Here is a 20,375-nt window from a genome sequence, read left to right as displayed (position 1 = left end):
CGACATTTCGTTCCTAAACATGCGCAGCCCCAAGGGGCAAGGTCGCCAGCCCCCCGGGACCGAACGGATCAACCGGCGGCCAGTTCCCGCCGTAGCCTGTCCACGCGGGCATCGAGCCACAGGGACAGGGTCGTCAGCGGACCATTGCTGATCTGCCCGCGATCCACCATGTCCGACAGCTGCGCGCGCGGCATCAGGTGCCCGCGGATATCCTCGGATTCGGTTTCCAGGCCATGGACCCCAGCCACGCCGTCGTGAAGGTCGGCGATCCCGACATATTGATACAGGTATTCGCAGACCGCGCCTGGGCTGGGATAGTAGCTGAAGGCGGGAAACAGCCGCTGCACGTCCAGCGCGGCCTCTTCCCGCGCCTCGCGCAGGATCGCGGCCTCGACCGTTTCGCCACCATCGACGCGACCCGCGATGGGTTCCAGCAGCCAGGGCTGCGGATCGCCGCGCAGCGCGGGGGCAAAGCGGAACTGCTCGATCACCAGAACGCGGTCGCGCACCGGGTCCCAGGGCAGCATGACGACCGCGTCCCCCATCAGGAACGCCTCTCGGGTCATGGGGGCGCTTTGCCCGCCGTCATGCAGGCGGTGGGTGATCTGCTGGCGCTCGCCGACGAAGAAGCCGACATAGGGCTGGTCGCGCGTGATCACGGTGACCGCATCGGTGCCCCGTTCCGGCACGACGCCCTGGCCGGTCGGCGCAGTGGCCTGTGCGCGCAGGCGACTGCTGCCCCAGATCGCCATCATCGGCAGGCGCCAGCGCAAGGTCGCGGCATCGACATGGTCCGGCGCGGCAAGGATCTGCATCGCGATCTGCGCCGCAAGCGCAGGATCGGCCTGCGCGGGGGCCGGATCGGGGTTGCCCGTTCCGGCGATGCCCATGACCCGGCGGCCCGCCACTTTGATCGGCTGAAGCCCCATCACCAGGGCATAGCGTTCCAGCGCCGCATTCGGCGCGACCTCGGTCCCCTGAACCTCGCCCCCATCGGCAAGGACCGGCCAGGCATCGGCGTCGATGCCCGCGCGGCCCTGCGAGACCAGATGCCCCGGAAGGGTCGCGTCCACGCCCCGAAGGCCAAACGCCGCCAGCATTTCGGGCGCAGCAAGGTCGCCCAGCAGAATCATCGTCAAAGCTCTCTCCCTCCGCTGCGCAGCGCAGCCGCCAGCCCCATCCGATAGGATGTCTGGCTGAATATCCTGTCGAAGCCCGCGAACATCGCGCGGGCCAGCGCACGACCGCGATCGGACACGGCGAATTCGCCATAGGCGTCAAGATCCTCGTCCTCGACGGGGGCATAGGCGATCATGAAGAACCCTTCCAGCCATGCGGCCGCCTCGGCCTCGATCTGGGGCTGCTGCGCCCACGCATCGGCCAGCATCTGCCCCTCGTCGGGCGGCATGTCGTAACCGCCCCCCTCGGCGAAGCCCTGCGAGAAGGCGACCGTCGCGTTCAACCCGCTTTCGACGTTTGGTGTGACAAGATCGGCATCGTGGATGATGCGCCGGATCGCGGCCGAGCGCGCGCCGCCGCGCGTCAGGTCGCGCATGAACGCCTCGCGGCCCTGATCCTCGATCCCCTCGGTCAGCATGGCCCGCCGCGCCGAGGCTTCGAGGTCCAAGAGCCTGCGCCCAAGGGCCGAGCGATAGAACCGCAGCCCAGCCTCGACCTGCGCCGCATCGAGGCGTTCAAGCGCCCCTGACAGCCCCTCGCGGAAGGCGGCCTCCAGTTCCTCGGGGTCGTGGATGCGGTGGACGATCTGCGGCCAGGGCTGCCCTGCCCCGGCGATCACGCCTTCGTCCTGCAATCGCGTCGCCTCTGCCACGGCCTCGTCGCGGATGATCTCCATCAGCTGGTCCATGCGCATGACCTGCCACAGCTGGTCCGCGACCTGCCGTTCGGGGGCCTGGACCTGCGCCTGAACGGGCACGCGTTCGGCGATGGCGGCGCCGGGCAGCAAGGCCGCCAGCACGAGAAGTCTGAGCATCCACAACGCCTTTCGAGAAAAAATTCATCGTCCTGCGTTTTTTTCGCCGATACCCCCTTGTGCTTCAACCCCCGTAACTTTAAACGCCGCTTCACCACACCAGAAAGCGCGGAGAGGTGCCGGAGTGGTCGAACGGGGCGGTCTCGAAAACCGTTGAGCCTTCACGGGTTCCGTGGGTTCGAATCCCACCCTCTCCGCCACTTTCTCGTGGTAAGCTTATCCCAAAAATCGAGCACGTTACGCAGGGCGATCACTCGCCATATCCGCGCGTCAGTAGCGCATCCAGATGGATCAGCGCATCGGGCAAGGCCTCGCGCCAGAACGGCCAGTCATGGCCGCCGGTGCGCACGCGAAAGATGCCGGGCAGGCCCGCGTTTCGCGACGCCAGATGCATCTCGGTCGCGCCCTCGAGGAAAGGATCGTCCGCGCCCAGATCGATCAGGATACGCGGAACGCGGCTTGGCGACGCGGTCGCGATCAGGGCACCGGGCGCAAGGTCGCCCCACGTCTTGGTCAGGCGGGCATCCGCGGCCAGATCCGCGCCCAGCACCCCCGCATATCGCGTGCGATAGGCATCGTCGCTCAGCGACAGCAGCTGCGCATCGGTGCGAAACGCCGGGCTGAGCGCCGCGACACCCGCGAACATGCCCGGGTTTTGCAGGTGATGCACGATCCCTGCAAGCCCGCCCATCGAGATGCCCAGGATCGCCCGCGCCTCGCCCGTCCCGATCGCGGGATAGCGTGCCTCGATCACCGGGATCATCTCGGTCAGGAACATCGTCTGCCAACGGACCTGCCCGTCGGCATCGTCGAGGAAATAGGTCGCGATCTCGTTCGCCTCGTCGCGGCGCCCGTCCGGCGCGATGGCGATCAGCGGCCTTATGGTGCCGCTGGCGATCAGCGCGTCCAGCATCTGGTCGATCCCCGCCAGCGTGAACCAGTCGGACGGCTGCCCGGTCCCGCCGCCATGCAGCAGCCAGACGACCGGGTAATCGCGCTTGTCCGTCCCGTATCCGGGCGGAAGATACAGCGAATATCCGACCGGGCGGCCCAGAACCTCGCTGCCGATGACGTTCTGCATCCGCACCTCGGCGCCCGCAGCCGAAGACAGCAGCAGCCCGAAGCACAGGGTCAGGAAACGCAGCATCGTCGGATCTCCTCGGTCAGAACATCAGCTTGTAGGACAGGCTGACCGACCCGCCCAGAAGGCCAGGCCCCGGGCTTGGGCCGCGATTCCACGGCCATCGGTTCGCGCTGTAGTTCGAATAGTTCAGCGTCACGCGGTCGTTCAGCCTGTAGCTGGCGGTATAGCTATAATCGGGGTTCCACGGCTTCTGCCGGTTCGCCGGATAGGCATAGAGCGTCAGCCCAACGCGCAGCTTGTCGGTCACCGACATCCCGCAGCTGAGCGATCCGGAATCGTTGCCGGGATTCGACAAACCGATGCTGACGGAACAGGCGGCCTCTTTCTGGAAGGGCAGGTGCAGCGTGGGCAGCTTGTAGGACGCGCGCAGACTGCCCTTCAGCAGCGACGAGACCAGATCGTTGCCCCCGCCGGAAAACCGCGCGCCATAGTTCGAATAGCTGAGGCCGAGCTTCTCGGTCACCCGCATGTTGACGGCATAGGTGAAATCGGGGTCCCAGGGCGCCTGCTGCCCCGAGAGCGGGAACCGGACCAGCGCCAGCGAGAGGGACACGCGGTCGTTCAGCCGGGCATTGCAGCCCAGGGTGACCCGCAGCTTGCCGAATGCGTCGTCGAAATCGACATGGTCGGTATATTTCAGCCCCGCCCCGGTCGAGAGCGAGCATGACAGGCGATACCTCTCGGCCAGCGTCATCGGGGCGGGTTCGGGCGCAGGCTGCACGGGCGCGACGGGTGCCGGAATGTCGATGGCGCGCGCGGCGACAGGCTGCGGCGCGGGGGGCGCAGGTTCCGGCGCGACAGGCTCGCAAGCATCGGGATAGAACGGGTCGGGTTCCAGGCAATCCGCATCGGTCGGCAGAAGGTTGTTCTGCGCGGGTTCGGGCGGGACGACCGCTTCGGGCTCGGGCTCTGTCACCGGCAGGACGTCCGGCAAGGGCGGCCCCTGCGGTTCGGGCGCGGGTTCGGGCTGCGGCGGCGGAGGTGGCGGCGTGCCCGTCCCGGCAAGGATCCACCGCGCTAGGTATTGCGCCACGCCAAGGCCGTCCACGTCATCGGGCGGCAAAGGCGGCTTCGGCGCGCCGATGGCAGGCACGATCAGGATGACGCCCGCATCGTTCGCGATCTCGCAGGCATCGCCCTTGCGGCAGCTCAGCATGTATTGCGCGAAGGGCCTGCCCTCGGCCGCGATGACGATGGCGGACCCATCCGGGAACAGCCGGTAATCGAACCCGCCGATGCGTCCCGACTGGAAGCGCGACCAGCTGAAGACGTTGGGCACGTCCTTCAGCACCTCGGTCGCGCCGGGCACGACATTCTCCGACGTGTCCACGCTGCGGGGGCCGGGTGTGGCCTGCTGCCAGGCGGGCAGCGTGGCGGGGCGCAGCTCGGACGGCCAGACAAGGGGATAGTCCTGGGCGAAGGCCGGCGCGGCCGTGACGATCAGCGCCAGAAGCGCCCTGCCCGCCCGGTATCCGCGCCCGACCATGCCATCACTCCTGACACAGCTTGGCGTTCAGGGCGCGGATCGCACCTTCGATCGACAGGTCCGCGGCATCGGGGTCCAGCGCCTGCACCAGCGCCGTCCGCGTCCGCTGCCCCATCACCCCGTCGTCCGGGCCGGGGTCCTGCCCCGCCTCGATCAGCAGGCGCTGAAGCGTCTGCACGGTCGAAGTGCCGGGCGTGATCAACTGCAACCCGCATTCGCGATCCGGCTGGACCGAGGGGCCCAGATCGACCAGCGCCGGGTCGGGCTGCGCCACGGGCGCGGGAACGTCGCGCACCGCGGCGGGGCGTTCGGGGTCGTCGTTCGGTGCGGGGACCGAGGGCGACGGCGCATTGGCCGCGCTTTCGATACCGGCGGCGGTGGCGATGCCCGCGACGGAGTCGATGGCGCGGTCGGGGTCGGTCACGCCCGCATCCTCGGGCAGACCCGCGATCCCGCGCGCAGTCGGGATCGCGAAATCGGCGGCCTCGACCTCCTGCCCCAGCAGGCAGCGCTGAAGGGCATCCGCGACCGGGATCGCGGCGTCGGGCGCTTCGTCGCCGCTGCGGGTGCAGCCCCCATCGTTCCCGCATTCGATGGCGATCTGCCAGCTCGGCGCGTCCAGGCTGTCGGACAGCACCGCCGAAAGATCGCTTGCCAGCTGATAGGCGAAGCCCGCCACGCGCCCCTCTTGCCAGATGCCGGGATAGCGGGCGGTCGGCACGTCCGAGCTGCGACGTTCCACGCTGCTGGCGCCTGGCAGGGGGCGGTCGAAATTCGCGCCGACGCAGGGCTCGGACAGCGCGGGTCCCGCCCAGACCAGCAGGATGGCGGCCGCCCGTCTCATGGCGCGACCCGGACCAGGGGACCATGCGCCTTGAAGGCCAGCGCGGCCAGGACGACGGCGTTGGTGTTGGCGGTGGTCGATCCGTTCACCGCACCGGTTTCCTCGTATATCCCCTCGGGCCAGCCCTTGGCGGGGTCGGCGAACTGCTCGACCGCGTCGACAAGACGGGCGGTGTAGTCGGTGCCGAACAGCGCGTCCCAGCCGAAGGCGGCCTTGGTCGCCAGCGTCCGGCGGCTGTCGATCCGTTCGCCCTGGAAGGTCATCACGGCCCAGGGTGCACCCCCGCCCCAGACGGTCGAATAGGCGAAATAGGGCGCCTCGTGCAGGTGGCTCTCGGTCACGGCGGTCAATTTGCCCGTTTCGGCAAAGCGCCCTTCTTGCGCGCGATAGATGGCGGTCGCGAAGCGGTGGGAACGGTCGTCGAAGCCGAATTCCAGCCCGTCGAACAGGTAAGGCTCGCTGACGACGAAGGCCGGGGTCGTGGCGCGGTGCAGGCGCGTGTCGACGGGAATGGGCTGCCCCTCGACCCGCTGGACCATCAGGTCGCCCGACACGTCATAGGCCCGGAACACGTCGAAGCCGAACAGCATCATCGCCTTCGCGGCATATTGCTCGTAGCCGACGCGGCCTTCCTGGTTGCGGCGGATGTTGCCGTCGCTGACATTGGTGCCGATCAGCTCTCCTCCATCGACCATCTGGTCCAGCTGCCAGCCGTTCAGCAGCGCTTCGACCGCCGGGGCCAGCTCGGGGTGGTTGCGCTGCACCAGCCCCATCGTGCCCACGATCCGCGCCACGTCCAGCGCCGACCAGCCCAGCCCCAGCTCGACCGGCTGGTTGCCGTAATCGACCAGTTGCAGCGTGCGCGTGTGATAGGCCTTGTTGGGCAGCACGTCCTGGAACAGCCGCAGGTCGGACAGGCTGGCGATGGCGCGGTCCAGCCGGTCATGCGCCTCGGGCCGGTCGATCAGGCCCAGCCGTTCCGCCGACAGGATCGCCACGACATAGGACCCCGTTTCCCACATCGTGGTCGAGGGATAGGCATGGACCGAATTCGCAAGCCCCGTCCCCTCGTCCACGTTGTTCTGGAAATAGGTCCAGGCGATCCGCGCATGCTCCATGTCACGATCCGAGCTTTCGCCACGGATCGCCAGCGGCAGCGGGTCGAGGTCGTCGAAGGGTTGCATCATGTCCGGTCCCGCACTCGCGTCGGGCTGCGGCTCGCCCAATGTCTCCAGCCACAGGACAAGCACCAGCCCCAGGATAAGCGCAAGGATCATCACGATATGCCCCCGTGCCCGAGCGAGATTTTCACGAAAGCTCATGCTGCGGCCTCCTTGGTGGCAGGCGGTTGCCAGAGCGCGGCGGCCACGATCCCGGCCATCGCCACGCAGTTGTTCAGCCCCCACAGGGCATTGGTCACGACGCCGGTCAGCGTGTGGGGTGTCCCGCCGACGGCCAGCGCGCCCAACCCCCACAGCACGCCCGCGCCGGTCAGCACCAGCACCGCAAGCTGCGGCCGGACCAGATGCAGGAACCGCCCCGACTGGCGGTCCTTGGGCGTGACGGGAAACGAGATCTTCTGCCCGCGCGCGACGGCCCAGATCGCCCGCAGCCCCACGGGAAAGAACGCGAGATAGCTGGCCTTGGCCGCATATCCCGCGATGCCCCAGGTACCGACCATCATGCTCAGTTCCAGCAAGATCATGAAGGGGATCACATGCGCGAAGAAATCGTTGGAATAGGCCGAGACCGGCGCGATCCCCGTGAACAGGTAGATCGCGGGCGCGAACAGGAAGACCACGTTCCAGATCGCGCCGAGATAGCTGTAGAAGGTCGCGCCGTACATCATGCGCTGCGGCAGGGTCAGGCCGCGCCGGAACAGCGAATTGTCGTTGAACATGATGTCCAGGCTGCCGCCTGCGTACTTGTACCTCTGGATGGTCCAGGTCAGCAGGTCCTGGGGCGACAGCATGCGGCTCTCGACATAGGGGTGCTGCCAGGACTTCCAGCCGCGTTCGCGGTCAGAATGCAGCACGATCGAGGTATAGATGTCCTCGGAGACGTGGAACCGGTACGGCGTCAGAACCTCGGCGGTGACGGCCTCGGTGCGGATCGCCTCGAGCAGCTCGGGCGAGACGCGGCGCTCGCGGCTCTCAAGCGTGATCTCCTCCTCGGCGGCGATGACGCGGCGCTCGACCGCCTCGCCGAAGCTGCGCAGCGCGGCCTCCATCACGGCCTCTCGGCGGTGGATCGACCCCGCCCCGCAACAGAAGGCGGCGTTGACGCGGTTCCGGCGGCGCTGGATCACGTCATAAAACATCTGCGGGTCGTTCACGAAGGGATCGGTGCCGACGCGCATCCGCCCGAAGATGCGGCCCAGCCGACCGGGCAGCTTGCGGCCTTCGGGCAGGTCGTAGAACCATTGCGGCGTCTGGACCCACGCCATCTTGGGATCGCGGAAATAGCCCAGGGTCCGCGACAGGATCGTCGGAAAGGGGCGCGTGTCGGCATCGCAGATCACGATCAGATCGCCCGAGGTCCGCTCCATCGCGTTGCGCAGGTTGCCGGCCTTGAAGCCCTCGTTCCCCTCGCGCGTGATATAGCCGACGCCCTCCTGCTGGGCCACGGCTTCCATCTCGGGGCGCTTGCCGTCGTCCAGCACGTGGATGCGGATGTCGATGGGATGGGGATAGTCAATCGCCTTGGCATCGACGATGCCCAGCCGCACCAGCTCGGGTTCCTCGTTATAGGTCGCGAACAGCACGTCGACCGTGATCGGACGGTCGGGATCGGGGTTGTCGGGGTCGATGTCGCGCACGGTCGCGGGCGCTTCGGGAACCCGCACCGGCTGGTCGCGCCACAGGTTGTAAACGAACAGCACGAGGCCCAGATAGGCGCAGGTCTCGGCCACGACCAGCGGGATCGCGAACCACAGCGCGTCGGGGTTCAGCGAATGCCCCCACCGCCAGATCACGTACCACGCGCCGACGACCAGCGTCAGCGTCGCAAGGAACTGCCACAGCATTTCCCGTGCCGCGGAATAGGGCAGCGGATCGGGCGGGCGGCGATCCTCAAATTCGCGGAAGTAGTCGTCCATCACGCCTTCCCTTGCCGTTTCCAGGGCACCGGCCCCAGCCCGATCGTCCAGGCCAGCGCGTCCGTCCGCTCGATCAGGCGCGAGACGCCATAAGCCGCCGGCAGGACGCAGGCAAAGCGCAGCACCACCAGCAGCGCGGGCGACAGGACGCCCGCCAGCCCGGTCTTGACCACGACGATGTCGAAGATGTCGATGACCATCGGATGCACCAGGTAGATGCCGAAGGTGTATTTCGCCATGCGCGACCAGCCGGGGGACCAGTCGGCATATTGCCGCCCCAGGAACAGGCTGAACATGAACAGCGGCATCAGGAAGTGACCGTAGTAATCCCAGCCCGTGCGCACGCCCCACTGCCCCGTCAGCAGGGCCGAGCCGAAGAAGGGGAAGGTCGCGATATAGGCCATCGAGGCGAAATACAGCGCCCCCCGCCCGACCAGCTTCGATTCACCGCGCGGCAGCCCGTCCTGCCACAGCGAATACAGCGCGAAGGCCGCGAACCCATAGCCGACATAGCCCCAGACCTTGGTGATCCGGACAAGATAGTCGCGCGTCAGCGGCGCAAGATCCAGCGAGTAGAGGAAGGTCTGCACGTGATCCATCGCGCCGAGCGTCGCGAACAGCCCCACCCCCAGGATCGGGTATCGCATCGCCAGACGCATCACCGGATAGAACAGGAAGATCGCGAACAGCGTGGGCAGGAAGTGCATGTGGTACTGCGACTTGCCCAGCAGGAAATAGGCGACCCAGGTCTTCACCTCGGATATCTGGTCCAGATAGCCGGGGGCGTAACCGAAGGCATATGCCTTGACCAGGCGGAACAGCCCGTAGAACAGCGTCCAGAAGGCGAAGGGCACCAGCAGCCGCGACGCCTGCGTGCCGATCGCCTCGCGATAGGTCGGCCTGTGCCGGTCGATCCGCAGCGCCATCAGGAACAGCGAGAAGAAGAAGAACATCTCCGAGCCCGAAAACTCGCCGAGCGAGCGGAGGAAGATCGGGACCACCCGTTCGCCCACGCTTGCATCCGGGAAGGGTCGCCCCGAGAAGTCGGTCGTGCTGTGGATCAGGACGACGCCCACCGCGGCCCAGACGCGGTTGGCATCGAACCAGACCATCCGGCCCCTTGCGCTCATGGTGCGGCCCATTCCGCGCGGCAGGCGGCAGGCAGGACGACGCGCGGTTCTGGCTTGGCGAAAGCCTGTTCCTCGGGGCGGCACTCGGTCGCGGCGATGCCGTTCTCGCGGTCCAGCGGGCGGCAGTACTTGAACTCGTCCCACGGAACGGTCGGCTGGATATCCGCGCCCGCCGCGCAGGCGCAGCAGGTGGCCTCGACCACCATCTTGTCGGGCAGGCACTTGTTCGCGCGGATGTCGGTCCCCGCATAGGCCGTGTCCCAGTAGCTGGTATTGTCGTTCTGGAACCGCATGATCGGCCCCTGCGCCTTGTAAAGAAGCGCGGCCAGGATGATGCCGTTGTTGTTCGCGGTCCGCAGCGGGATGTAGCCGTTGCCGTTCTCGTAGAGCCCCTCGTAGAAGCCGCCCTCGGGGTCGGACAGATCCGCCACCGTATCGAACAGCAGGTCGGTATAGGGCACGTCCCACAGCGCCCACATCCCCAGTGCAGCCTTGGATGCCACGGCCGCGCGGTCGGGCTGATAGACGTCGCTCGGGTCCAGCGTGTTCCAGGGATACCCGTCCGCGAAGATCGAATCGTAGACGAAATAGGGCTTGCCCTCGACCTGGTGTTCGGATCGGGCGGTGATGATGCCCGTCGCCTCGAAGCGGCGCTGCTGGACCAGGAAGATGCGATGGGCGAATTCCGCGCGCCAGCCCTGCGAGGCGACGCCCGGCCCGTCGGGATCGGGCACCGGCAGATCCCAGCCCATCTCCAGCCCGTCCAGGAGATAGCTTTCGGTCAGGACGTAGTTCTGGTTGTGGAACACCCGCGGATCGCGGCCGTCATAGGGCACGTCCACGTCATAGATGTTGGTGTATTTCAGCGGATGCGGGTCCAGCGCGCCGGTGACGTCGAAGCCCCACAGCGCAAAGCCCTTGGCGGCGTATTCCTCGTATCCCAGCCGCCCTTCCTGGACATAGCGCGTCTGGTTGTCGCCGCCCACGATGGACCCGAACAGCCGCCCGTCATCGGCCACGATGTTGCAATAGTTCCAGCGCATGGGCACGTTGTCCACGCCGTTCGCCAGATAGGGATAGCGTTCCTTGAGGATGCGCAGCCAGACCAGCATCCGCCCCATGTCCAGCACCGAGAACCCGACCTCGCCGGGCTGGTTGGCATAGTTCACCTTCTCGCCGGTCTGGGTGTTGTAGACCTTGTTCGGCGCCTCGCCGCGATAGAGGTCGAGATTGCGCAGCGTGCCGATCAGCTTGGTCGCGCGGCGGTCGAATTCGCGCTTGTCGATGATCCCCAGCTCGTGTGCCGCCACGAGGCCGCTGATATACGAGGCAGTGTCCCACAGCGTCGTCGAGGGATAGGACCCGACCGCGTTCACGAGGCCCGTATCCTCCTGGTAGCTGTTCACGAAATATTGCCAGGCGGTGCGGGCCATCGCCATCTCGCGCTCGGTCAGGGCACCGTGGCGGCCGAAGAACTCGCCTTCCTGGGCGGGGCGGGACATCAGGAAATCGGTGCGCGACTGGCGGTTCGGATCGCGCAGCGCGGGCGGCAGCAGATCGCCCACCGGCGTGTCGCCCGGAAAGAGCGGCGCGGTCACCGGCGCCGACGCCTCTTGCGAGCGGGCGGGGTCCGCCCCTTGGTCGATCACCAGTGCGCCCCCGATCAGGGCTGCCACCACTGCAAGACCGAAACGCCGCATGACCTATCCTCCTGCCGTTTCACCTTCCGGGCGGGTCAGCGCGTCCAGTTCTGCGCGCAGCAGCCGCGTTTCGGTCAGCGCCTCGTTGCGCCGCCCCTCGTCCATGCCCCCGGTACGGAAATCGTCCTGCAGGGCGCGATAGCTGTCGGCCAGCGTGACGCAGCCGATCGTGTCCAGGATGCCGATCAGCGAATGCAGCCCGCGGCGCGTCTCCTCTTCGGTCGCAGGGGCCTCGAGAAGGGCCAGGTTGCGTCCGATATCGTCCGATGCGGCGCGCAGCAGTTGCGGGACGACCATGGGGCCGACCTCGCCGCTCAGCTCCTCGATTCGGGATTGCAGTTCCTCGGGGTGGGCAAAGCGGCGTTCCACCGGCTCGGGCGTGGCGACGGGCCTGCGGCGCAGCATGATCGCCGCCCCAAGCGCCAACGCGGTCGCCGCTGCCAGAAGGACCCAGATCATGCCCCCTCCTGCCTGTCGAAGGCCAGCCGCAGCAGGTTGCGGCCCTGTGCGGGAACGAACTCGACCCCGTCGGCGCAATGAGAGATCAGCGACAGACCGCGGCCGCCTTCGGCCAGCGGATCGATCTGATCCAGATCCGCCACATCCTCGAACAGGTCGGCAGGGCTCTGGTCGCCCGCATCGACGATCTCGATCCGGACGCGCGCGGGTTCGACCGATGCGGCGATGCGGATCGTCTCGGGGGTGCCGCTGGCGCGGGCGTGACGGATGGCATTGGTCAGCGCCTCGGCCACGGCAATCTCCAGCGCGGTCAGCTTGTCGGGGGTCAGCAGATCGGCCAGCGCCCGGCACAGATCGGGCAGCACGCGGTCCACCTCGGCCTCGTCGGGGCGGATATCCTCGACCCAGGCCATCAGGGACGCTCGCTCATGGCGGCAAGGGCTGCCGCGCGGCTGGGATAGATCGCGAAGACCTTGTCCATGCGCGTGATGCGGAACATCTTGTCCACGTTGCCCGTCAGGCTGCAGATCGCGATCTCGCCCCGGTTGCCGATCTTCTTCAGCACGCCCACCATCGCGCCCACCCCCGAGGAATCGACGAATTCGACGGCGGACATGTCGACCAGCAGGCGATCCTCGCCATTGCCCAGCAGCGCGATCAGCTCGTCCCTGAACGCCGTCGCATTCGCCGCCGTCAGCCGTTCCAGGCCGGGGTCGACGACGCAGATTCCATTCTCGTGTCCGGGCAACGCCTTGATCATGGCTTGCTTCTCCTCTCGCAGACCAGCACGCTCAGGTCATCGTCAAGTGGGATGCCGTTGCGCCATTCTGTCAATGCCGCGAGCATTTTCGCGGGAATATTCGCAGGGGTTGTGGCCGATGCGCCGACGACCTCGGCAATGCGGCTGTCGTCGAAGGCGGTGCCCGCCGCGTCCTCGGCCTCGTGCGCGCCATCCGACAGCAGCACCAGCGAGGAACCCTGCGGGAAGGCGACCGATGCGTTCTGGAAATCCATCTGCCCGATCAGCGCGACGGGAAAGCCCCCTTCGCCCACGGGCGTGATCGCGCCGTCGTCCGACACCAGCAGCGCCGGGGGATAGCCCGCCTGGCAATAGTGCAGCCGGTCCGTCGCGCGGCAGATCACGCCGCAGAACATGGTGAAATAATCCTGCCCGTCCGCATCGAAAAAACGTTCGTTCAGCCGGGCCACAAGGGCCGCAGGATCGGGCGATCCGGGCTGCGTGGCCACCTGGCTGCGGAAATAGTCGCTGGTCAGCAGATGCCCGAGCGAGACCGACAGAAGGGATGCGTTCACCCCGTGCCCCGCCACGTCGATCGCATAGAAGCCGATCATCCCGTCGCCCAGATCGTAATAGGCGAACATGTCCCCCGACAGGATGTTCGACGGCTGGAAGGCGGAGTGGAACTGCGTGTCGCCCAGTTCCGCATGGGGCGCGGGCAGCAGCCGCTTCTGCGCGCGGGCGGCGATGCGGATGTCGTCCTCGATCCGCTGCTTGGCCTCGGCGATGGTGCGGTTGCGTTCGGCCAGCAGCTTCTCATGCGCCAGAAGGCGGGTCACGCTGCGGACGCGCGCGGTCAGGCTGGCGGCATCCAGCGGCTTGGCCATGAAATCGTCGACCCCGGCCTCGAGCGCGCGGTCCCGTTCGCCCCGCTGCCCGCTGCCGGTCACCATCAGGATGTGGACATAGGCCTCGGACCGATCGGCGCGGATCTGCCGGACGACCTCGTGGCCGTCGAGGCCCGGCATGTCCAGGTCGCAGATCAGCAGCTGCGCGCCGGCATTGCGCACCAGCGCCAGCGCCTCGACGCCGTCCGCGGCCTCGATCGGGATGAACCCCAGCTTGCGCAATATGGCCGAGGCATAGCTGCGCTGGAACGCATCGTCATCGGCCACGACCACAAGCCAGCCGTGAACCTCTTCCCCCTGCATCGGTGTGCTGATCGGCATCCAATACCTCATCACGACCTCGTTACGGGTTCAGGGTAATCACTTTCACGCCAAGCACAACCTGTGGTTTCAAGGACTTCCTATTCGGCGCCCGTGATCCGGTCCAGCTGCCAGATGCTGCGCGAATAGGCGATCTCGGTCTGGTATTCGGGATCGCTGTCGAAGGGATAGACGACCCAGAGCGGCCCCTTGTCGCGCGGCGACAGGATCTCGCCGTCCTGCATGTAGGCGATGATGGGGGCGTCCTCGGTCACCTCGGCGACGGGGATCTCGACGGCATAGTCGTTGATCGCGGTCGCCATGACGCTGCCATCCTCGACCCCCGCCTCGGCCAACAGGGTTGCAAGCGCGACGCCCGTGAAGGTCACCTCGCCCTCGGTCCAGTTGGTCGAGGTGGTGAATTCGGTCACGGGAAGCTCTTGCAGGGCCTCCAGGTCGTAGTGATGGGTGCTTCCTCCGGCAGTGACCGTCAGAAGCACGTCCTGGGCCATGGCGGGCATTGCCATGGTCGCAAGGAATGCGGCGGCGATGACTTCGGTACGGGGTGACATGCAAGGGGCTCCGGCGATGTTGGTGGATATGCTGTCCAACATACCGCCAAAGCCCCCCGGCTTGCAGCGAGCATGGGGCTAGGGCCCCTGTCCAAAAGGTCAGGCCCGGTGACGCGCGGGTCAGGATTTGCTGACCGAAATCGCGACCGCGGACAGGCCCGCCAGCCCGACCGAGACCGCAAACAGCGTGCCGAAACCCGCCTGCTGCGCGACCACGCCCGCGACCGTTCCCATGCCCATCCCCAGCATGCCGTCCATGCATTGGAACAGGGTGAAATCCACCCCGCCCTGCGCCTTGTCCGACCAACGCATGAACTGGGCGTAAAGCGCGGTGAACCCGAAGGACAGCATCGCCGATCCGGACAGAAGGCAGACGCCCGCCAGCGCCATCACAGGCAGCGGCGCCCATGCAAGGACCGCCATCAGCGCGCCCTGCCCCGCAAGCGCCGTCAGAAGCGTCGCGCGGATCCCGTTGCGCCGGACCGAGGCCCCGCCGACCAGCGCGCCCAGCAGGCCCAGAACCAGGCTGCCGAAACCGCTGAGGATGCCGATTGTCGTCAGCGGCAGCCCCAGGTCGATCAGGAACGGGCCATACATCCCCATGGCGAATTTCTGCGCCAGCACGAAGCTTGCGGCCAGCGGCAGGCCCTTGCGGATCTCGGGGCGGGCGAAGGCGCGGCGCAGGCTGGGGGCCGGGGCGGCCTCGGGTGCCGGGGGTGCGTTCCGGGCGGTCAGCGCGAACCAGCCCAGCAGCAGCGCCACCAGCGCCGCCAGCAGCCAGACCGAGTTCCGCCAGCCCGTCGCCGCCACCAGCACCAGGACCAGCCCGCCACCGATCGCGGACCCGACATAGGCCCCCCCGACCTGCGCCGCGTTGCCCCATCCCTGCTGATGGCGCGCCAGCGTGCCGACCGCGTGGCCGTCTACCGCGATATCCGCCGTGGCCGTCGCGATGGCGACCAGCATCAGGCAGGCCAGCACCGGCAGCAGCGGCACCAGGCCCAGCCAACCGGTCAGGATCAGCCCCGCGACGGCAATGGTCCCGGTCGCCAGCACCACCTGCGGGGTGCGCGGGGCAAGGCCCGGCCTGATCCGCAGACGCTCGACCCGCGGGGCCCAGAGGAACTTCAGCGCCCAGGGCGCGATCAGCAGCGACAGCAGGCCGATCCGGTCAAGCGGCAGCCCCTGGTCGCGCAGGACGGCCGGCAGGCCGCCCCATGTCAGCCCGCCGATGACGCTCTGGGCGGCATAGGCCGCCCAGAGGCCCGACAGGACCCTCGTTCCGTCGCCCGGACGCATCAGAAGCGGCGGCTGATGCTGGCGGTCCAGGTGCGCCCCTCGTCGCGATAGCAATAGCCTGCGGTACAGGTCTGCTTGTCCTGGTCGAACAGGTTCTTGACGTTCAGCTGCATCTCGACGCCCTCGGCCTGCGGCATCTCGTAGCTGACGGCCAAATCGACGAAGGTGCGGTCGTCATTCTCGAAGCTGTTCTCGTCATCGCCGTAGCTGCTGCCGACATGGCGCAGCCCCGCGCCCAGGCCAAGGCCCTGCATCGGCCCCGCCTGCACGTCGTATTTCGCCCAGACCGACAGGGTGTCGTTGGGGCTGGCGGACAGCTCGTTCCCGTCGGTTCCGGTGGCACCTTTCTCGATCGTGACCTTCTGGTGGGCATAGCTTGCCAGAAGCGACCAGCCGTTCGACCAGCTGGCCTGCGCCTCGACCTCGAAGCCGCGGCTGTTCAGGTCCAGCTGGCGCTTGCGGTTCACGCCGGTCGAGGCATCAAGAACCACGCCGTCGCGCTGGTCGATGTCGAACATCGCCGCCGAGATCAGCAGGTTCGTGCCCTCGGGGGCGTATTTCACGCCGATCTCGCGTTGGGTGGCCTGCGTGGCCTCGGCGGGGGTGCCGTTCTCGTCGTCGCCCACGGCATAGACGAAGCCCGTATTGGGCGAGAACGAGGTCGAGACGCTGCCATAGGCCATCACCCCGTTCCCGAAGTCATAGCTGAGCGCGGCCCGACCCGAGCGGCCGTTGTCGGTGCTGTCGGTCACGGTGCCATCATCGGCGGTCGAGCTGCTTTCGACCCGGTCGAAGCGTGCGCTGACGAATGCCTGCCAGCTGTTCCAGCTCAGCTGGTCATGGACATAGATGCCCGCCTGCTCGGTCACCTGCGACCCGTCGAAGACCAGCGAAGCCGCCGCAGTTTCCGCAGCCGACACATAGCCGAGCGTCGCCGCGCTGTCGTAATCCGTGCGGCTGATGTCGATGCCCGCCAGCACCTCGTGATCGACGCCGCCGGTCGCGACGCTCCAGCGGATGCCGCTGTCCAGGGTCTGGGTCTCGACCTCTTCGCGGTAATGGCCCCAATACCGCGCCAGCGCATCGCCCGAGGCATAGTAGCCGCTGTATTCTAGGTCCGCCGCGACGCGGGCCGCGCGGAAGCTCTGGCGCAGGGTCAGGTCGGGCGTCAGGTCGTGTTCGACCTCGTAGCCGATGCGCCACTGGTCCTGGTCGAAATCGTTATAGTCGGGATCCCCGTTGTAGATCCGCGACGCCACGCCATAGGACGGGTTGTAGAAGGCCGCCGTGCCGCCCGTGGTCGAGGTCGAATACTCGGCCAGGATCGTCGCGCGGGTAAAGCCGTTATCCCAGCTGAGCGCGGGTGCAAAATAGGTCTTGTCGTCCTTGTAGCCCGCCAGATCGCTGTTGGCGTCGCGATGCAGCCCCGTCAGGCGATAGCTGAAGTCGCTGCCCTCGGATACCGGGCCCGACCAGTCCGCCGCGATCTCGGCGCGGTCGTTCGCGCCGGTCGTCGCGCGGATCTCGCGATAGGTTTCGTCCTTGGGGCGCTTGGTCACGAGGTTCACGATCCCGCCCGGACCGCTGACACCATAGAGCGACGAGTTCGGCCCCTTCAGCACCGCCACGCCTTCCAGCCCGTAGGGCTCCGTCTTGAACCACGCCGTCGGAGAGTTCACCTGCTGCAGCCCGTCGCGGAAGAACCCGTTATAGCTGGTCGGGAAGCCCCGGAGGAAGAACGCGTCGAAGCGGTTGTCGAAGCCGTAATTGTTCGGGTTCGCCCCGGCGGTATAGCTCAGCGCCTCGTTCAGGAAACGCGGGGCCTGATCCTCGACCTGGTCCTGCGTGATGATCGACACGGCCTGCGGGATGCGGGCAACGGGCGTATCGAGGCGGGTCGCCTGCCGGCTGCTGATCGCGACATAGCCGTCCTGGACCAGCGTGGTGTTGCTTTCGGCCTGAAGCGTGATGCCGTCCAGCATGTAGGGGGCGTCCTGCGCCGATGCGGCGATCGCGGCGCAATTCGCCAGCAGGAATGCGATCAGGGGTCGTTTCATGGGGCCATCCTTCGGTGCGGGGCTTGCCGGAAGACAGGCGCAACCGCCCCGCGAAGCGCTGTTCGCGGGTGGGGTTCTGGCTGCCCTCGGGGCTGATTGGTGCCGGATAACTGATCGAATCTATCGGAATTGTCAATTGTCCGACTGAAAGACTATGCTATAGCTGCCGAAAGAGACAGGGGCAGCCATGGCACATCTTCGCACTTACCGCAGCACGGGCCTGATCGCGCAATCATCGGGTGCCGCGATCGCCGCATTGAAGGCCCGCGCCGCCGCGTGGGAGGTGCCGCTGACCGAGACGCATGACGAACTGACCATGTCGGTCTGGGGCTGCGAACTGCGCCTCGTGCCGCATGTGGACGGCATGTCTGTCGACCTGTCCGCCCCCGAGGAAAGGCTGATCGGAAACCTGCGTGACAGCGCAACCGAGATCTTCGCCGAGGTCGGGCTGGGCATCTCCTGGGATCACGTCGATGCGGGCGCGCTGGCGCCCGGCCTGTCGCTGATGCGCGTGCTGCGCGTGACGCGGCCCAGCCCCGGCTTCGTCCGGGTCCGCATCGCCGCGCCGGATGCCGCGCGCTTTACCGAGGGCTCGATGCATTTCCGCCTGCTGCTGCCTCCAAAGGGGCGAGAGCCCGTGTGGCCCCGCGTCCAGCCGACCGGGCGCGTCGGATGGCCCGAAGGTCCCGACAGCCTGCACCGCGCGGTCTATACCGTGGCGGATCACGGACCGGGCTGGCTGGATTTCGACATCTTCCGCCATGATTGCAGCCCGACCTGCGACTGGGTGAACGGCGATCCGACCGGACAGACCGTCGCCATCATCGGCCCCGGCGGAGGCGGCATCCCCACCGCCGCGCGTGTCCATCTGTTCGGGGACCAGACCGCCCTGCCCGCCATCCGCCGCATCCTGTCCGAGGCACCAGGCCAGGTCACCGCGACCATCCGATGCACCAGCGCCGATCTGGGCGACACGGCCAGCGATCCGCGGGTGACCGTTTCGGACGACCTGACCGCAGCCCTGTCCGCCACCGCAATCGCGCCAACCGAGTTCGTCTGGTTCGCCGCCAGCGCCGACGAGGCCCGCGCCGCGCGCAAGCACCTGCAATCGCGCGGGCATGAAAAGAAGGACATGACGGTCGCCGCCTACTGGTCCTGAAACCGCCGCCAAGTCATGCATCTGACGAAACCCTGCCATGCAAGCGCCAAAAATTTCGCGGATGCGGTTTCTGGCGCAGTTTTGTTCCGCTAGGGCGTGGGTCCGATTTGCGGGAGCCTTCCCGCGGCTACAACTTGGACGAATGACATGACCGACGCTTCCTCGACCGGGGGCATGGCCGAGCCTTCGGCAGCCCCGACCCCATTGAACAAGCCGAGCAGGGTCCTGCTGGCCAGCCTGATCGGCACGACGATCGAGTTCTTCGATTTCTACGTCTATGCCACCGCGGCCGTGCTGGTCTTCCCCGCGCTGTTCTTCCCGGGCGAGGATCCGACGACCGCGCTGCTGGCCTCCTTCGCCACCTTCTCGATCGCGTTCTTCGCGCGCCCCCTGGGCGCGGTGGTCTTCGGCCATTTCGGCGACCGCGTGGGCCGCAAGGCGACGCTGGTGGCGGCGCTGCTGACCATGGGCATTTCGACCGTGATCATCGGCCTTCTGCCGACCTACAGCCAGATCGGCGTGCTGGCGCCGCTGCTGCTGGCGCTGTGCCGTTTCGGTCAGGGCTTCGGCCTTGGCGGCGAATGGGGCGGCGCGGTGCTGATCGCGACCGAGAACGCCCCTCCGGGCAAGCGCAGCTGGTACGGCATGTTCCCGCAGCTGGGCGCGCCTGTCGGGCTGTTCCTGTCCTCGGGGATGTTCCTGCTGCTGCTGACTTTCATGTCGCGCGAGGATCTGCTGGCATGGGGCTGGCGCGTGCCGTTCCTGTTCTCGATCGTGCTGATCGCGGTCGGCCTGTGGGTCCGCCTGTCGCTGGCCGAAACCAAGGCCTTCCAGAAGGCCATCGACAGCCATGACCGCGTGTCCGTGCCCTTCGTCGAGGTGTTCCGCAACCACAAGCGCAGCCTGTTCCTGGGCACCTTCGTCGCGCTTGCCACCTTCGTGCTGTTCTATATCGGCTCGGCCTATCTGCTGTCCTACAACGTCAAGGTGCTGGAGATGACCCTGCCCGAGGCGCTGGAGGTGCAGGTCTGGGGTGCCGTGGTCTTCGGCGCGCTGATCCCCTTCGCAGGCAAGATCGCCGACCGCTGGAGCCGGAGGAACCTGCTGATCCTGGTCACGATCCTGATCGGCGCGTTCTCGTTCGCGCTGGACCCGCTGCTGTCGGGCAGCCGGGCGGGCGTCTTCACCTTCGTCACCATCGGCATGGCGCTGATGGGCGTCACCTATGGCGTGATCGGCGCCGCGCTGGCCGCGCCCTTCCCGACGCATGTGCGCTATACCGGCTCGTCGCTGGCATTCAACTTTGCGGGCATCGTCGGCGCATCGCTGGCGCCCTATATCGCGACCTGGCTGCAGGCGACCTACGGGATGGCCTATGTCGGCTACTACGTCCTCGTGGCGGCCGTGATCTCGTTGATCTGCATCCTGGCCTCGGGCCGGAACGAGGTCTGACGAACGCGCGCCCTGCCGGTTCCGAACCGGCAGGGC

General features: G+C 67.2%; 18 protein-coding genes and 1 tRNA gene. 3 read left to right on the top strand and 16 right to left on the bottom strand.

From position 1 onward, the window contains the following. Positions 1-68: 68 nt before the first annotated feature. Complete coding sequence (locus F804_RS16960) at positions 69-1,133, bottom strand: NUDIX domain-containing protein (RefSeq protein ID WP_051142350.1); 1,065 nt, start codon at positions 1,131-1,133, stop codon at positions 69-71. A gap of 2 nt (positions 1,134-1,135) precedes the next feature. Further along, the gene (locus F804_RS0109910) at positions 1,136-1,993 is read right to left on the bottom strand and encodes a DUF2059 domain-containing protein (RefSeq protein WP_156845229.1); all 858 of its coding nucleotides are present in this window, start codon (positions 1,991-1,993) and stop codon (positions 1,136-1,138) included. Positions 1,994-2,103: 110 nt separating this feature from the next. Here F804_RS0109910 and F804_RS0109905 point away from each other — a divergent pair. After that, positions 2,104-2,193, top strand: a tRNA-Ser gene (locus tag F804_RS0109905). A 50-nt stretch (positions 2,194-2,243) separates the two neighbouring features. Here the strand turns inward: F804_RS0109905 and F804_RS0109900 are convergent. The 14 genes from F804_RS0109900 to F804_RS0109835 form a co-directional block, all read right to left on the bottom strand. After that, positions 2,244-3,140 carry an alpha/beta hydrolase gene (locus tag F804_RS0109900; RefSeq protein ID WP_022707593.1) on the bottom strand — a complete coding sequence of 299 codons (897 nt, stop codon included), beginning with the start codon at positions 3,138-3,140 and terminating at the stop codon, positions 2,244-2,246. 16 nt (positions 3,141-3,156) lie between these two features. Then, entirely contained in the window at positions 3,157-4,623 is a 1,467-nt protein-coding gene (locus F804_RS16955; RefSeq protein ID WP_022707592.1) for a hypothetical protein, read from the bottom strand. Between the two features lie 4 nt (positions 4,624-4,627). Then, the gene (locus F804_RS16950; RefSeq protein WP_022707591.1) at positions 4,628-5,467 is read right to left on the bottom strand and encodes a peptidoglycan-binding domain-containing protein; all 840 of its coding nucleotides are present in this window, start codon (positions 5,465-5,467) and stop codon (positions 4,628-4,630) included. Further along, entirely contained in the window at positions 5,464-6,789 is a 1,326-nt protein-coding gene (locus F804_RS0109885) for a DUF3131 domain-containing protein (RefSeq protein WP_028725844.1), read from the bottom strand. Before F804_RS0109885 ends, F804_RS16950 begins: the two co-directional genes overlap by 4 nt. Next, positions 6,786-8,564, bottom strand: a complete 1,779-nt coding sequence (locus F804_RS0109880) for a glycosyltransferase (RefSeq protein ID WP_022707589.1) — start codon at positions 8,562-8,564, stop codon at positions 6,786-6,788. Before F804_RS0109880 ends, F804_RS0109885 begins: the two co-directional genes overlap by 4 nt. Next, positions 8,564-9,694 (bottom strand): acyltransferase, encoded by a 1,131-nt coding sequence (locus tag F804_RS0109875; RefSeq protein ID WP_084686584.1) that lies wholly within the window; start codon positions 9,692-9,694, stop codon positions 8,564-8,566. The genes F804_RS0109880 and F804_RS0109875 overlap by 1 nt, the downstream gene beginning before the upstream one ends. After that, positions 9,691-11,394 carry a DUF3131 domain-containing protein gene (locus tag F804_RS16175; protein ID WP_022707587.1) on the bottom strand — a complete coding sequence of 568 codons (1,704 nt, stop codon included), beginning with the start codon at positions 11,392-11,394 and terminating at the stop codon, positions 9,691-9,693. The genes F804_RS0109875 and F804_RS16175 overlap by 4 nt, the downstream gene beginning before the upstream one ends. 3 nt (positions 11,395-11,397) lie before the next feature. Continuing rightward, entirely contained in the window at positions 11,398-11,853 is a 456-nt protein-coding gene (locus F804_RS0109865; RefSeq protein ID WP_022707586.1) for a hypothetical protein, read from the bottom strand. Next, positions 11,850-12,266: an ATP-binding protein gene (locus tag F804_RS0109860; RefSeq protein WP_022707585.1), complete on the bottom strand. Its 417-nt coding sequence runs from the start codon at positions 12,264-12,266 to the stop codon at positions 11,850-11,852. Before F804_RS0109860 ends, F804_RS0109865 begins: the two co-directional genes overlap by 4 nt. Further along, positions 12,266-12,613 (bottom strand): STAS domain-containing protein, encoded by a 348-nt coding sequence (locus tag F804_RS0109855; protein WP_022707584.1) that lies wholly within the window; start codon positions 12,611-12,613, stop codon positions 12,266-12,268. Before F804_RS0109855 ends, F804_RS0109860 begins: the two co-directional genes overlap by 1 nt. Further along, the gene (locus tag F804_RS0109850; protein ID WP_022707583.1) at positions 12,610-13,821 is read right to left on the bottom strand and encodes a PP2C family protein-serine/threonine phosphatase; all 1,212 of its coding nucleotides are present in this window, start codon (positions 13,819-13,821) and stop codon (positions 12,610-12,612) included. The genes F804_RS0109855 and F804_RS0109850 overlap by 4 nt, the downstream gene beginning before the upstream one ends. Positions 13,822-13,901: 80 nt before the next feature. Further along, positions 13,902-14,372, bottom strand: a complete 471-nt coding sequence (locus F804_RS0109845) for a putative pterin-binding protein (protein ID WP_022707582.1) — start codon at positions 14,370-14,372, stop codon at positions 13,902-13,904. A gap of 120 nt (positions 14,373-14,492) precedes the next feature. Continuing rightward, on the bottom strand, positions 14,493-15,671 hold the full coding sequence (locus tag F804_RS0109840; protein WP_022707581.1) for an MFS transporter: 1,179 nt from the start codon (positions 15,669-15,671) through the stop codon (positions 14,493-14,495). Beyond that, on the bottom strand, positions 15,671-17,728 hold the full coding sequence (locus F804_RS0109835; RefSeq protein WP_022707580.1) for a TonB-dependent siderophore receptor: 2,058 nt from the start codon (positions 17,726-17,728) through the stop codon (positions 15,671-15,673). The genes F804_RS0109840 and F804_RS0109835 overlap by 1 nt, the downstream gene beginning before the upstream one ends. 187 nt (positions 17,729-17,915) lie before the next feature. Here F804_RS0109835 and F804_RS0109830 point away from each other — a divergent pair, with 187 nt between their 5' ends. Next, positions 17,916-18,887 (top strand): siderophore-interacting protein, encoded by a 972-nt coding sequence (locus F804_RS0109830; RefSeq protein WP_022707579.1) that lies wholly within the window; start codon positions 17,916-17,918, stop codon positions 18,885-18,887. 147 nt (positions 18,888-19,034) lie between these two features. Continuing rightward, positions 19,035-20,339 (top strand): MFS transporter, encoded by a 1,305-nt coding sequence (locus F804_RS0109825; RefSeq protein ID WP_022707578.1) that lies wholly within the window; start codon positions 19,035-19,037, stop codon positions 20,337-20,339. Positions 20,340-20,375: the final 36 nt, after the last annotated feature.

It is taken from the genome of Paracoccus zeaxanthinifaciens ATCC 21588 (assembly GCF_000420145.1).
Taxonomy (GTDB): Bacteria; Pseudomonadota; Alphaproteobacteria; order Rhodobacterales; family Rhodobacteraceae; genus Paracoccus; species Paracoccus zeaxanthinifaciens.
Note: the sequence above shows the minus strand (reverse complement) of the source record. Positions and strands in the feature narration are given on the sequence as shown.

Bases quoted from the DNA above. Each gene is read 5' to 3' on its own strand.
- F804_RS0109835 (WP_022707580.1), bottom strand. From the start codon at position 17,728: ATGAAACGACCCCTGATCGCATTCCTGCTGGCGAATTGCGCCGCGATC.
- F804_RS0109885 (WP_028725844.1), bottom strand. From the start codon at position 6,789: ATGAGCTTTCGTGAAAATCTCGCTCGGGCACGGGGGCATATCGTGATG.
- F804_RS0109825 (WP_022707578.1), top strand. From the start codon at position 19,035: ATGACCGACGCTTCCTCGACCGGGGGCATGGCCGAGCCTTCGGCAGCC.
- F804_RS0109875 (WP_084686584.1), bottom strand. From the start codon at position 9,694: ATGAGCGCAAGGGGCCGGATGGTCTGGTTCGATGCCAACCGCGTCTGG.
- F804_RS16955 (WP_022707592.1), bottom strand. From the start codon at position 4,623: ATGGTCGGGCGCGGATACCGGGCGGGCAGGGCGCTTCTGGCGCTGATC.
- F804_RS0109845 (WP_022707582.1), bottom strand. From the start codon at position 14,372: ATGTCACCCCGTACCGAAGTCATCGCCGCCGCATTCCTTGCGACCATG.
- F804_RS16175 (WP_022707587.1), bottom strand. From the start codon at position 11,394: ATGCGGCGTTTCGGTCTTGCAGTGGTGGCAGCCCTGATCGGGGGCGCA.
- F804_RS0109855 (WP_022707584.1), bottom strand. From the start codon at position 12,613: ATGATCAAGGCGTTGCCCGGACACGAGAATGGAATCTGCGTCGTCGAC.
- F804_RS0109830 (WP_022707579.1), top strand. From the start codon at position 17,916: ATGGCACATCTTCGCACTTACCGCAGCACGGGCCTGATCGCGCAATCA.
- F804_RS0109865 (WP_022707586.1), bottom strand. From the start codon at position 11,853: ATGATCTGGGTCCTTCTGGCAGCGGCGACCGCGTTGGCGCTTGGGGCG.
- F804_RS0109840 (WP_022707581.1), bottom strand. From the start codon at position 15,671: ATGCGTCCGGGCGACGGAACGAGGGTCCTGTCGGGCCTCTGGGCGGCC.
- F804_RS0109900 (WP_022707593.1), bottom strand. From the start codon at position 3,140: ATGCTGCGTTTCCTGACCCTGTGCTTCGGGCTGCTGCTGTCTTCGGCT.
- F804_RS16950 (WP_022707591.1), bottom strand. From the start codon at position 5,467: ATGAGACGGGCGGCCGCCATCCTGCTGGTCTGGGCGGGACCCGCGCTG.
- F804_RS0109850 (WP_022707583.1), bottom strand. From the start codon at position 13,821: ATGCCGATCAGCACACCGATGCAGGGGGAAGAGGTTCACGGCTGGCTT.
- F804_RS0109860 (WP_022707585.1), bottom strand. From the start codon at position 12,266: ATGGCCTGGGTCGAGGATATCCGCCCCGACGAGGCCGAGGTGGACCGC.
- F804_RS0109910 (WP_156845229.1), bottom strand. From the start codon at position 1,993: ATGCTCAGACTTCTCGTGCTGGCGGCCTTGCTGCCCGGCGCCGCCATC.
- F804_RS16960 (WP_051142350.1), bottom strand. From the start codon at position 1,133: ATGATTCTGCTGGGCGACCTTGCTGCGCCCGAAATGCTGGCGGCGTTT.
- F804_RS0109880 (WP_022707589.1), bottom strand. From the start codon at position 8,564: ATGGACGACTACTTCCGCGAATTTGAGGATCGCCGCCCGCCCGATCCG.